This window comes from Acidocella sp. (assembly GCF_028687955.1).
GTDB lineage: Bacteria > Pseudomonadota > Alphaproteobacteria > Acetobacterales > Acetobacteraceae > Acidocella.
Map to the genome: position 1 here is coordinate 15857 of NZ_JAQTZC010000024.1, position 12164 is coordinate 28020.

Here is a 12164-nt window from a genome sequence, read left to right on the forward strand (position 1 = left end):
TTCAAGCCGCCAGACTATCAATGATGGATGAGAGTTTCGGCACCTGCCTGATCGGCCCGATGGTCGCCAGCGTCGGCCGGGAGCGGAAAATCTTCGCCGCCGCCGCGCGCACATCCGCCTGCGTCACCGCCTCGATCTTCGCCACCGTCTCGGCGGCGGGGATCACCCGGCCGAAAATCTGCCACTGGCGCGCCAGTTGCTCGCAGCGGCTGCCCGTCGACTCCAGGCTCATCAACAACCCAGCCTTCAGCTGCGCGCGGGCGCGGTTCAACTCCGCCTCGCTCACCGCCAGCTGCACCTTCGCCAGCTCCTCCAATGTCACCGGCATCAGCTCGGCCGCCTCGGACTCACCCGTCCCCGCGTAAATCCCGAACACCCCGCCGTCTACGGCCGGGGCGGTGAAGCTGTAAATGGAATACACCAACCCGCGCTTCTCGCGGATTTCCTGGAACAGCCGCGAGGACATGCCCCCACCCAGCAACGTGGAGAGCAGCATCGCCGGATAATAATCCGGCTCGCCGTAGGCCGGCGCGTCAAACCCCAGCACGATATGCGCCTGGTCCAGCTCGCGCTGCTCGCGGTATTCACCGCCCATGTAATCTGCCGCCATCGGCTCATGGCGCTCGGCCTTGGGCAGATCAGCAAAGTGGCGCGCCACCATATCCACCAGCCGCTCGTGCTCCAGATTGCCGCAGGCGGCGATGACCATGTTCTCCGGCGTATAATGCGCGGCCATGAAACCGGGCAGCGCATCGCGCTTCATGCCTTTGATGATGGCCTCCGTGCCCAGCACCGGGCGGCCCATCGGCTGCGAGGGATAGGCGGCGGACTGGAAATGGTCGAACACGATATCGTCGGGCGTGTCGTTCGCCTGGCCGATCTCCTGCAAAATCACGCCCCGCTCGCGCTCCAGCTCCTCCACCTCAAAGCTGGAATGGCACAGAATATCGCCGATGATATCAACGCCAAGCCCCAGGTCTTCCTTGAGCAGCTTCACATAATAGGCCGTCTGCTCGCGCGAGGTGTAGGCGTTGATGTGCCCCCCCACATTCTCGATCGCCTCGGCGATGTCGATGGCCGAGCGGCTCGCCGTGCCTTTGAATGCCATATGCTCCAGAAAATGCGCGACGCCATTTTCCGCCGCGGTTTCATGGCGCGTCCCCGCCCCGATATACGCACCGAACGAGACCGTCTCCACGCGCTCCATCCGTTCCGTCAAAACCGTGAGGCCAGAGGGCAGCGTGGTAATCATAACCTGTTCAGTCATCAAATATTCCTGTTCGCAAAATTCCGCACCAACGCTTTGACCTGCTCGAAATCGTTCGGCGCGGCCGTATAACGCTCTTGTCTCTCATATAGGTTGGATAAATGCGGCGGTAAGGCCGGACGGAAACCAACAGCTTTTTCGATGGCGTCAGGGAATTTGGCCGGATGCGCGGTGGCCGCCACGATCACCGGCAGCCCCACCGGCGCGCAGGCCCGTGCCGCGGCCAGGCCGATGGCCGTGTGTGGGTCGGCCAGATACTGCGCCTCACGCCAGGTGCGCGCGACCTCCGCCAGCGTATCCTCGTCGCTGAGCCTGAAACCCACGAAATCGCGCCGGATCGCGCGCCACACATCCTCCGGCACGCTCATTTTCCCGGTGGCGCGGAAATCGGCCATGGTCCGCGCCGTGGCCGGGGCATCGCGGCCCAGAAACTCATGGAGCAGCCGCTCGAAATTGGAACTCACGCCGATATCCATGGACGGCGAAAGGCTTTCCTCCACCGGATGCAGGCTCATATCGTTACTGGCCAGGAAGCGGCACAGAATATCGTTGCGGTTGCTCGCCACGATGAACTTGCCGATCGGCACGCCCATCTGCTTGGCCGCCCAGGCGGCCAGCACATTGCCGAAATTGCCTGTCGGCACCGCAACGGCAACCTCGCGCTCCGGCGCGCCCAGCGCCAAAGCGGCGGCGAAGTAGTAGGGTATCTGCGCCGCGATACGCGCGAAATTGATGGAGTTAACCGCCGAGAGGCTGATTTCATGGCGCAACGGCACATCGGCGAACATCGCCTTCACCATATCCTGGCAATCGTCGAAATTGCCCTTCAGCGCGATGTTCATCACGTTCGGCGCGGCCACCGTGGTCATCTGGCGGCGCTGCACCTCGCTGGTGCGCCCTTCGGGGTGTAAAATGACGATATCCACCCGGCTGCGCCCGGCCATCGCCTCAATCGCCGCCGAGCCGGTATCGCCCGAGGTGGCGCCGGCGATGCAAACCCGCCCGCCACGGGCCGCCAGCACATGCTCGAACAAATGCCCAGCCAGTTGCAGCGCCAGGTCCTTGAAAGCGAGCGTCGGCCCATGAAAAAGCTCCAGCGCGAAGGTTGAGGTATCAAGCTGCACCAGCGGCACCACCGCGGGGTGGGTAAAGCCGGCATAGGCGCGCCGGCACATTACCTGCAAATCCGCGAAGGCGATGCAATCGCCGACAAACGGCGCCATCACCCGCGCCGCCAGCTCCGCATAGGGCAAGCCGCGCAACGCCCTCAATTCAGCGGCGGAAAATTGCGGCCAGCGCGCGGGCATGTACAACCCGCCGTCATCGGCCAGCCCCGCCAGCAGCACATCCGCAAAATCCTTACCCTCAGCCTGGCCCCGTGTGGATACGTAACGCATAAATCTCTCCAATGGTGCGTTGGCTATACTATCGGGCCAGGGCTGGCAGCAATGCGTCCAGCCGTTTGCGGCCCTCGGCTGTCGCCGCCAGATGCGTGGGGGTCTGAAGCAGATACCCCTCCTCGATGCAGGCCGCCAAAATCACGGGCTCCACCGCCTCCAACAGCGCGGTGCCGGTACGCGCGAAAAAATGCTCAAAACCAATGCCCTCGGCGAGGCGCAGCCCCATCAGCAGCGCCTCGCGGGCGCGATCGCGGGTGTTCACCACCTCCTCGCGCGCCGTCCCGCTGCCGCCCGCCTCCACCAGCGCCGCCCAGGCCTCCGGCCCGCGATGCTTCGCGCCGGCCACCAGCTCCCCGCCCAGGGTCAACCTGCTATGCGCGCCAGGGCCGATCCCGGCGTAATCATCATAGCGCCAATAGCTTAGATTATGCCGGCTCTCGCCGCCCGGCCTGGCGTAGTTGGAAACCTCATAGGCCCGCAGCCCGAATCGTGCCGCCTCCTCGGCGGTGGCATCATACAGCGCCGCCGCCAGCTCCTCACCCGGCATCTCGAACGCCCCACGCGCATAAAGCGTGTGGAATTTGGTGCCTTCCTCGATGGTGAGCTGGTAGAGCGAGAGATGATCCGCCGCCAGGCCCAGCGCAAAGCGCAGCTCCTGGCGCCACGCCGCCTCGCCCTGCCCGGGCCGCGCGAAGATCAGATCAAACGAGAGCCGGGGGAAAATTCTGCGCGCCAACTCGATGGCGTCAACCGCCTGCCCCGCCGAATGCTCCCGGCCCAGAAATTTCAGCGCCTCGGGCTCGAAACTCTGCACCCCGATGGAAACCCGGTTCACTCCCGCGTCGCGATATCCGGCAAAGCGCCCGGCCTCGATGCTGGTCGGGTTCGCCTCCAGCGTGATCTCGATATCCGCCGCCGGGCTAAACAGCGCCGCCGCATCGCCGATCAGCGCAGCAACATTCTCAGGGTCGAGCAGGCTCGGCGTGCCGCCGCCAAAAAAAATCGAGGTCAGCCGCCGCGGGCCGATGCGCGCCGCCTCATGCGCCAGCTCGCGCCGCAGCGCCGCCACCATGCGCGCTTGCGGGATTTTCTCGCGGACATGGGAGTTAAAGTCGCAATACGGGCATTTGCTCAGGCAAAACGGCCAGTGAATATAGAGGGCAAGCGGGTCCATCGCCTGGACATACGCCAATCTCTCCGCCTATCCAAAACCATGGACGCCATCACCGTAGTCAACCTGGTCAAGCACTACCCGCATACCCTGGCGGTGGACGATATCTCCTTCACCCTGCCCCAGGGCGGCGTGCTCGGCCTGCTTGGCGGCAACGGAGCGGGCAAGACCACCACCATCTCCATGCTGCTCGGCCTGCTGGTGCCAAGCTCCGGGCAGATCACCGTGCTGGGCCATGACATCGCGCGTGACCGCTTCAAGGCGCTGGAGCGGATGAATTTCTCCTCACCCTATATCGCGCTGCCCGCCCGGCTCTCGGTGGAAGAGAACCTGCGTGTGTACGGGCATTTATACAACGTGCCGGCGCTGAAACACCGAATCGCGGAACTGGCGGCGCAATTCCACCTTGGCGCGTTGCTCTCCCGCCCCGCGGGCGAGCTTTCCGCCGGGCAGAAAACCCGCGTGGCGCTGGCCAAATCGCTCATCAACAAGCCGGACCTGCTGCTGCTCGACGAGCCCACCGCCAGCCTGGACCCCGACACCGGCGATTATGTGCGCAGCATGCTGGAAGCCTACCGGGAAGAGACCAACGCCGCCATTTTGCTCGCCTCGCACAACATGGCCGAGGTGGAGCGCCTGTGCGATACGGTGCTGATGCTCAAAGCCGGAAAAATCGTCGACCAGGGCACGCCCGGCGCGCTAATCGCCCGCTATGGGCGCGAGGACCTCGAACAGGTGTTTCTCGACATCGCGCGGCGGGAAGAAGCATGAAAACCTCCCTGCGCCGCATCTGGGCGATGATCTACCGTCATCTTGCCGTGTACCGCCGCTCATGGCCGCGCGTTGCCGAGATCGCCTACTGGCCGACGCTCAACCTGCTGATCTGGGGCTTCACCGCCAGCTATATCGGGCATCTGCACGCCAGCCCCGGGGCGCAGACCGCTAGCGCGCTGATCGCGGGGGTGCTGCTGTGGGAGATCACCCTGCGCGGCCAGCTTGGCGTGACGCTGGGGTTTCTGGAGGAGATCTGGTCGCGCAATCTGGGGCATATTTTCGTGAGCCCCCTGCGGCCGGCGGAGCTGCTGGCGGCTTTGCTCTCGGTTTCGCTGCTGCGCACGCTGGCTGGCCTGTTTCCTGCCACAATCATCGCGTACTTGCTATATCATTACAATATTTTGCTGTTGGGACCGGTGCTGTTGCTGTTTTTTGTCAATCTGCTGTTCATGGGCTGGTGGATCGCGCTTGGTATCGTCTCGCTGCTGTTTCGCTACGGCGCGGGGGCCGAGGCGCTGGCCTGGACCATCGCTTTTGGCATCACCCCGGTCGCCTGCGTGTACTATCCGGCCTCGGCGCTGCCGGGCTGGCTGCAACCCGTGGCCATGGCGCTGCCGGCCGCTCATGTATTCGCGGGCATGCGCGCGGGCCTGTTCCAGCATGCCGCCGACTGGCCGGATCTGGCCCAGGCATCCGCCCTCAACCTGGGCTGGATGCTGCTGGCCATCCTGATTTTCGGGGCTGAATTCCGCCGCGCCCGCGTCCGGGGTGCGCTCATCTCAATCGGGGAATGATTTTGACTCAATGTTTCTGGCTTATCCGTCATGCGCTTGTCCACCCGGACTCACTGACCCGGCTCTACGGCACCAACGACGTGCCTGTGTGCGATGTGACCATGGCCGCCGACGCGCCGCGCTACGCGGCCCTGGCCGCCCGCCTGCCCCACCCTGCCCGGCTGATCTGCACGCCGCTCACCCGCACCCAGCATACCGCCGCGGCGCTGATCCGCGCTGGCTACCCCGATGAGACGCCGCTGATCGACCCTGCCTTCGTCGAGCAGAATTTTGGCAGTTTCCAGGGCCAGCCGATTTCGGAATTCGAAGCGCGTTCTACCACCGAGCGGCATCCGTTCTGGCCGGTCCACGCGCAGGAAACCCCGCCAGGCGGCGAGAACTTCGCCGATATGATCGCGCGCACCGGCGCCGGGCTGGAGCGGCTGCTGGCAAGCCCGGCGCGCGACACCATCATCGTCACGCATGGCGGCGCCATCCGCGCGATGTGCGCCTATGCGCTTGGCCTCACCGCGCATCAGGCACTCTGCTTCTCGGTGGACAATATCTCGCTCACCCGGCTGGAACATAACCGCCACGGCTGGCGTATCTTGTCGGTTAATGAACATCTCTCCACCACGGCTTGCGCAACCCCGCGCACGCCCTCAAATGAAGAGCGCCGCCGGCATCCGAAACAAACCCAAGGAGTTGCCTCATGAAAACCTTTCTTCTCGGCATGGCCATCGCCACCGCCACGCTTGGCACACCCGCCGTGGCGCTGGCCGGCACGCCACAGCATCTGGTCGACAGCTCCACCCTCGCGGTTGAGGATATGATGGGCGGCGCCGAGGGCAGCCAGGCGCAGACATTCCTGCGCAAGGCCAAGGCCGTGGTGGTCTGCCCGGATGTTTTCCGCGCGGGATTCTTCATCGGCGGCGAGGGCGGCGGCTGCGTGATGGTGGCGCGCACCGCTGATGGCAGCTGGTCCTACCCCGCCTTCTACAACATGGGGAGCGGCAGCTTCGGCCTGCAGATCGGCGTGCAGAACGCTGAGGTGATGATGCTGATCATGACGAACGGCGGGTTGAACGCCATACTCAACAGCCAGTTCAAACTCGGCGCCGATGCGGGGCTTGCTGTCGCCACGCTGGGGGCCGGGGTGAGCGGCGCGATGTCCACCGCCATCAACGCCGATATCCTCACCTTCTCGAAAGCGCAGGGGCTCTATGGCGGTATCTCGCTCTCCGGCTCGGTGCTCTCCAACGATGCCGGTACGGAGCAAGCCTATTACGGCCAGCAGCTCGATGCCCGGCAGATCGTCGTGGATGGTCAGGGCTCCAACCCCGGCGCCAATCCGCTGCGCACGATTCTGACGCGCTACGGGCAGTAATTCACGGATTTATTATTTTTTCGATACAAACCCGCACAAATTGGGGTGCAAGCAGAAAATTAGTTTTTACTAACAGTTAGTTATCAAAGATTTGCATCCGGTGCTCCACGTGGAGCACTGGACATGAGTTGCTCAGTAAGTCACCACCGAGCGGATGCTCTCGCCGCGGCGCATCAGCTCAAACCCTTCGTTGATTTTCTCGAAGGGCAGCACATGGGTGATCAGATCATCGATATTGATCTTGCCGTCCATGTACCAATCAACGATTTTCGGCACATCGGTGCGCCCGCGCGCGCCGCCGAAGGCTGTGCCCTTCCAGGTACGCCCCGTGACGAGCTGGAATGGGCGGGTTGAGATTTCCTGCCCCGCGCCAGCAACGCCGATGATGATGGAGGTGCCCCAGCCGCGATGGCAGCATTCCAGCGCCTGGCGCATGACCTTGGTGTTGCCGATGCACTCGAAGGAATAATCCGCGCCGCCATCAGTCAGGTTGACCAGATAGGGCACCAAATCCTCCCCGATTTCAGCGGGGTTCACGAAATGCGTCATGCCGAATGTCTCGGCCATGGGCTTACGGGCGTTGTTGAGGTCCACGCCGATGATTTTATCCGCCCCGGCGATGCGCGCGCCCTGGATGACGTTGAGGCCGATGCCGCCGAGGCCGAAGATCACCACATTATCACCCGGCTGCACCTTGGCGGTGTTGAACACCGCGCCGATGCCGGTGGTGACGCCGCAGCCGATGTAGCAGATTTTATCAAACGGCGCGTCTTCGCGCACTTTCGCCAGCGCGATCTCGGGCAAGACGGTGAAATTGGCGAAGGTGGAGCAGCCCATGTAATGCATCACCGGTGCGCCGTCGCAGGAGAAGCGCGAAGTGCCGTCGGGCATGACGCCCTGCCCTTGCGTGGCGCGGATGGCGGTGCAGAGATTGGTTTTGCGCGAGAGGCAGGATTTACAGTTACGGCACTCGGGCGTGTAGAGCGGGATGACGTGATCACCTTTTTTGAGCGAGGTGACGCCAGGGCCAACCTCGACCACGATGCCCGCGCCTTCATGCCCCAGGACAGCGGGGAAAATGCCTTCAGGGTCGGCGCCGGAGAGGGTGTAGTCATCCGTGTGGCAGATGCCGGTGGCTTTGACCTCCACCATCACCTCGCCGAACTTCGGACCTTCAATGTCGATGATTTCGAGTGAGAGCGGCTGGCCCGCCGCCCGTGCCACGGCTGCGCGTGTTTTCATGATTCTGTGTCTCCTTTGAATGCCGATGCCGGATAGCCTTGGGCAAACAATAGGGAGGTAAGGCAGGTATGTTCAATCCGGTTGCTCACCTGGGCGGCGACGACTGGCTTGGCGTGATAGGCGACACCCAGCCCCGCGGCCTGAAGCATGGCGAGATCATTCGCGCCATCGCCCACCGCCAGGGTGGCGGCGAGCTTCACCCCGCGTTTTTCCGCCAGCTCGGTCAACGTGGCGAGCTTGGCGTTACGGTCGAGAATCGGCTCGGCGACCTCGCCGGTGAGGGTTGAGCCGTTGTCCAGCAGGGTGTTGGCCCGGTGAATGTCAAACCCCAGCTCGGCGGCGACGCGGGCGGTGAAATAGGTGAAACCGCCCGAGACCAGCGCCGTGGTGGCACCAAAGCCGCGCATGGTGGCGATGAGGGTGCGCGCGCCGGGGCAGAACTCGATGGCGCTCCAGGTGCGCTCCAGGGCGGAAATATCCAGCCCCTTGAGCATGGCGACCCGCTCGCGCAATGCGGTGGCGAAATCGATCTCGCCGTTCATGGAACGCGCGGTGATGGCGGCGATCTGCTCCTTCAACCCGGCAAAAGCGGCGATTTCGTCCAGGGTTTCAGCGGTGACGATGGTGCTGTCCATATCCGCCACCAGCACCGCCTTGCGCCGGCCGCGGAATTTTGTGACGAAGACATCCAGTGCCTTATGTTCCAGCACCATCTGGAGCTGGGCGGTATCTGGCGGGGTGGAGACGATGAATTCCGCTGCCTGCGCCGGGCTGAGCCAGTTGAGATGCTGGCCGGCGCAAAAATCGCGCGCGCGCGCGGCCATGGCGGGAGTGAGGGGGCCGGCTTGCCGGTTGGCTACCAAAATGACGATATAGGACATGGTCGAGACTGGTAGGACAGAGAACGGTGAGTGGGCAAGGGAACGCACGGCATTGCTGGTCGCCGGGCCGACCGCGAGCGGCAAATCAGCGCTGGCCCTGGCGCTGGCGCGCGCGCTGGGGGGCACGGTCATCAACACCGATGCGATGCAGTGTTACCGGGAATTACGGCTGATTACGGCGCGGCCCTCGCCCGAGGATGAGGCGCTGGCGCCGCACCGGCTGTATGGCGTGCGCGCCGCGGCGGAGCCGGCCAATGCGGCCTGGTGGCGCGGCGCGGCGCTGGCGGAGATGAACAACTGCAACTTGCCAATTCTGTGCGGCGGCACGGGGATGTATTTCTCCGCGCTGATCAACGGTATCGCGCAGGTGCCCGAGCCTGGGGCGCAGGCGCGCACCGAGGCGCGCGCGCTGCTCGTGGCGCTGGGCGCGCCGGGGCTGCATGCGCGGTTGGACGCCGAGACGGCCTTGCGGCTGAAGCCGGGAGACAGCCAGCGGGTGGCGCGGGCCTATGAGGTGCTGATCGGCACTGGCCAGGGGCTGGCGGCGTGGCAGCGGCTGACGACACACCGGCTGGAAGGCTGGCGGGTGCGGATGATTCTGCTGGACCCGCCGCGCGAGGCGCTACGAGAGGCGATTGCGGCGCGGTTCGCCGCGATGCTGGACACCGGGGCGGTTGAGGAGGTGAGGAATTTCCTCAACCTGGGGCTGGATGCCAGCCTGCCGCTGATGCGCGCGCATGGGGTGCCCGAGCTGGGGGCGTATCTGCGCGGCAGCATCACGCTGAGCGAGGCCACCGCGCGGGCGGTGCTGGCGACGCACCAGTATACCAAGCGGCAGCTGACCTGGTTTAAGCACCAGAAACTTGCTGACACCCCTGATATGCAAATAATACAATCAAGAATCGAAGGTTTTGAGCAACTTTCAAAAAGTTTTATTGACTATTTGGTTAATTTTATAAATTCCCCCGGTTGACCCGCCGGGGCTGAGCCTGTAGCGGTGCGGCTCTAGGCAATGGCAGGCGGTAGAATCGTTATGGACGGTACAATCACTACGACCGAGATGATGGCCTCAGGCGCGGAGGCGCTTTTGCGGGCGCTGAAGGCACAAGGGGTGGATGTTATCTTCGGCTATCCCGGCGGCGCGGTGCTGCCGATTTATGACGCCATTTTCCAGCAGAACGCGATCCGGCATATTCTGGTGCGCCACGAGCAGGCCGCCGTGCATGCGGCCGAGGGCTACGCGCGCTCCACCGGCAGGGTGGGCGTGGTGCTGGTGACCTCCGGCCCCGGTGCGACCAATGCGGTGACCGGGCTGGTGGACGCGCTGATGGACAGCATCCCCCTGGTGTGCCTGACTGGGCAGGTGCCGACGCATCTGATCGGCAATGACGCCTTCCAGGAGGCTGACACCACCGGGATCACCCGCCAGGCGACCAAGCATAACTACCTCGTGAAACGCTCGCAGGATCTGACGCGCGTAGTGCATGAGGCGTTTCATGTCGCCAAAACCGGGCGGCCGGGGCCGGTGCTGATCGACCTGCCGAAGGATATTCTCATCAACCCCGCGCCCTATAGCGAGGCAAGCACGGCGCAGCACCGCAGCTACCGGCCGCGCACCGAGCCGGACCCGGCGCGCATCGCCGAGGCGGTGGCGCTGCTCAAGCGCAGCGAGCGGCCGATTGTGTATGCGGGGGGCGGGGTGATTAACGCCGGGCCGGAAGCCGCCAAACTGCTGATTGAATTCGTGCGGCTGACCGGCTTCCCCTGCACCACCACGCTGATGGGGCTGGGGGCGTATCCGGCCTCCGACCCGCAATTTGTCGGCATGCTGGGCATGCACGGCACTTATGAAGCCAATATGGTGATGCATGGCGCGGATGTGATGTTGAACATCGGCGCGCGGTTCGATGACCGGGTGACCGGGCGGTTGAATGCGTTCTCGCCCGGCTCGAAGAAAATTCATGCCGATATCGACCCCTCCAGCATCAATAAATCAGTCGCGGTGGATGTGGCCATTATCGGCGATGCGGTGGCGACGTTGCGCGCGCTGATTGCGGCGTGGAAAAATGACGCCGGCATGCAAGACCGCGAGGCGATTGCCAAATGGTGGCAGCAGATCGACTTCTGGCGGTCCAAGGATTCGTTGCGCTTTACGCAAAACCATGAACGCGGCAGCATCATCAAGCCGCAATACGCGATCGAGCAGCTTTATAAAGCGACGCGGGGGCGGGAGACGTTTATCACCACCGAGGTCGGGCAGCACCAGATGTGGGCAGCACAGCACTTCAAGTTTGACAAACCCAACCATTGGATGACCTCCGGCGGGCTGGGCACGATGGGCTACGGGCTGCCGGCGGCGATGGGCGTGCAGGTGGCGCATCCGGATGCGCTAGTGATCGACATTGCAGGCGAGGCCAGCATTTTAATGAACATCCAGGAGATGGGCACGCTGGCGCAATACCGGCTGCCGGTGAAAATTTTCATCCTGAACAACAAATACATGGGCATGGTGCGCCAGTGGCAGGAGTTGCTGCACGGCAACCGGTATTCGGAAAGCTACTCCGAGGCGCTGCCGGATTTCGTAAAACTGGCGGAGAGTTTCCATGCCGTGGGCTTGCGCGCGGAGAGGGTGGAGGACCTCGACCGGGTGATTGCCGAGATGCTCGCGGTGGATAGGCCGGTGATCGCCGATATCTGTGTGGATGAGAAGGAAAACGTGTTCCCGATGATACCATCAGGGGCCGCGCATAATGAAATGTTGCTGGGGCCCGAGCATAAAAATGGCGGCAACCCCGGTGTAACCGATGCAGGATTGGCGCTGGTATAATGTCTGACACAAATATGCGCTCCGCCACGATTTCAGTGCTGGTGGAAAACGAGTCTGGCGTTCTGGCCAGGGTTATCGGGCTTTTTTCGGGCCGGGGCTATAATATTGACAGTTTGACGGTGGCGCCGGTGGAGCGCGATGGCAGCAAGAGCCGGATCACCATCGTGACCTCGGGCACGGAGATGGTGATCGAGCAGATCAAGGCGCAGCTCGGCCGGCTGGTGCCGGTTTATAAGGTTGCTGATTTATCCAAGGAGGGACCGCATCTGGCGCGGGAACTAGCGCTGATTAAAGTGGTGGGCACCGGCAATGCGCGCCAGGAGGCGCTGCGCCTGGCCGATGCGTTCCGCGCGCGGGTGATTGATGCCTCGACCGAGAGTTTTATATTTGAGCTGACCGGGGCGACGGATAAATTAGATGCGTTTTTGGATTTGATGCGCCC

12 protein-coding genes are annotated in these 12164 nt (G+C 63.5%); 7 read left to right on the forward strand and 5 right to left on the reverse strand.

What is annotated here, in order from left to right; genetic code table 11:
• Nucleotide 1: 1 nt before the first annotated feature.
• The 3 genes from PHE40_RS04965 to hemW are packed head-to-tail and all read right to left on the reverse strand — an operon-like array spanning nt 2 to nt 3841.
• Nucleotides 2-1267, reverse strand: coding sequence for a pitrilysin family protein (locus PHE40_RS04965; RefSeq protein WP_299958871.1), 1266 nt, complete (start codon nt 1265-1267; stop codon nt 2-4).
• Nucleotides 1267-2664 carry a threonine synthase gene (gene thrC, locus PHE40_RS04970; RefSeq protein ID WP_299958874.1) on the reverse strand — a complete coding sequence of 466 codons (1398 nt, stop codon included), beginning with the start codon at nt 2662-2664 and terminating at the stop codon, nt 1267-1269. Before thrC ends, PHE40_RS04965 begins: the two co-directional genes overlap by 1 nt.
• Nucleotides 2665-2692: 28 nt before the next feature.
• Entirely contained in the window at nt 2693-3841 is a 1149-nt protein-coding gene (hemW, locus tag PHE40_RS04975; RefSeq protein WP_299958902.1) for a radical SAM family heme chaperone HemW, read from the reverse strand.
• 39 nt (nt 3842-3880) lie between these two features.
• Between hemW and PHE40_RS04980 the strand changes: the two genes are divergently transcribed.
• The 4 genes from PHE40_RS04980 to PHE40_RS04995 are packed head-to-tail and all read left to right on the forward strand — an operon-like array spanning nt 3881 to nt 6772.
• Complete coding sequence (locus tag PHE40_RS04980) at nt 3881-4609, forward strand: ABC transporter ATP-binding protein (protein WP_299958877.1); 729 nt, start codon at nt 3881-3883, stop codon at nt 4607-4609.
• The gene (locus tag PHE40_RS04985) at nt 4606-5406 is read left to right on the forward strand and encodes an ABC transporter permease (RefSeq protein WP_299958880.1); all 801 of its coding nucleotides are present in this window, start codon (nt 4606-4608) and stop codon (nt 5404-5406) included. The genes PHE40_RS04980 and PHE40_RS04985 overlap by 4 nt, the downstream gene beginning before the upstream one ends.
• Nucleotides 5403-6101, forward strand: coding sequence for a histidine phosphatase family protein (locus tag PHE40_RS04990; protein WP_299958883.1), 699 nt, complete (start codon nt 5403-5405; stop codon nt 6099-6101). The genes PHE40_RS04985 and PHE40_RS04990 overlap by 4 nt, the downstream gene beginning before the upstream one ends.
• Nucleotides 6098-6772 (forward strand): lipid-binding SYLF domain-containing protein, encoded by a 675-nt coding sequence (locus PHE40_RS04995; RefSeq protein ID WP_299958886.1) that lies wholly within the window; start codon nt 6098-6100, stop codon nt 6770-6772. Before PHE40_RS04990 ends, PHE40_RS04995 begins: the two co-directional genes overlap by 4 nt.
• Before the next feature lie 132 nt (nt 6773-6904).
• On the opposite strand, the gene PHE40_RS05000 is transcribed toward PHE40_RS04995, so the two are convergent.
• On the reverse strand, nt 6905-8014 hold the full coding sequence (locus PHE40_RS05000) for an S-(hydroxymethyl)glutathione dehydrogenase/class III alcohol dehydrogenase (protein WP_299958889.1): 1110 nt from the start codon (nt 8012-8014) through the stop codon (nt 6905-6907).
• Nucleotides 8011-8895 carry a phosphoserine phosphatase SerB gene (gene serB / locus PHE40_RS05005; protein ID WP_299958892.1) on the reverse strand — a complete coding sequence of 295 codons (885 nt, stop codon included), beginning with the start codon at nt 8893-8895 and terminating at the stop codon, nt 8011-8013. The genes PHE40_RS05000 and serB overlap by 4 nt, the downstream gene beginning before the upstream one ends.
• Between serB and miaA the strand changes: the two genes are divergently transcribed.
• The 3 genes from miaA to ilvN form a co-directional block, all read left to right on the forward strand.
• Nucleotides 8894-9868, forward strand: coding sequence for a tRNA (adenosine(37)-N6)-dimethylallyltransferase MiaA (gene miaA / locus PHE40_RS05010; RefSeq protein ID WP_299958895.1), 975 nt, complete (start codon nt 8894-8896; stop codon nt 9866-9868). The genes serB and miaA overlap by 2 nt on opposite strands.
• Before the next feature lie 60 nt (nt 9869-9928).
• The gene (locus tag PHE40_RS05015) at nt 9929-11722 is read left to right on the forward strand and encodes an acetolactate synthase 3 large subunit (RefSeq protein ID WP_299958896.1); all 1794 of its coding nucleotides are present in this window, start codon (nt 9929-9931) and stop codon (nt 11720-11722) included.
• Nucleotides 11722-12164: acetolactate synthase small subunit (ilvN, locus tag PHE40_RS05020; protein ID WP_299958899.1), on the forward strand; the 443-nt coding region annotated here is incomplete at its 3' end. The genes PHE40_RS05015 and ilvN, both read left to right, overlap by 1 nt.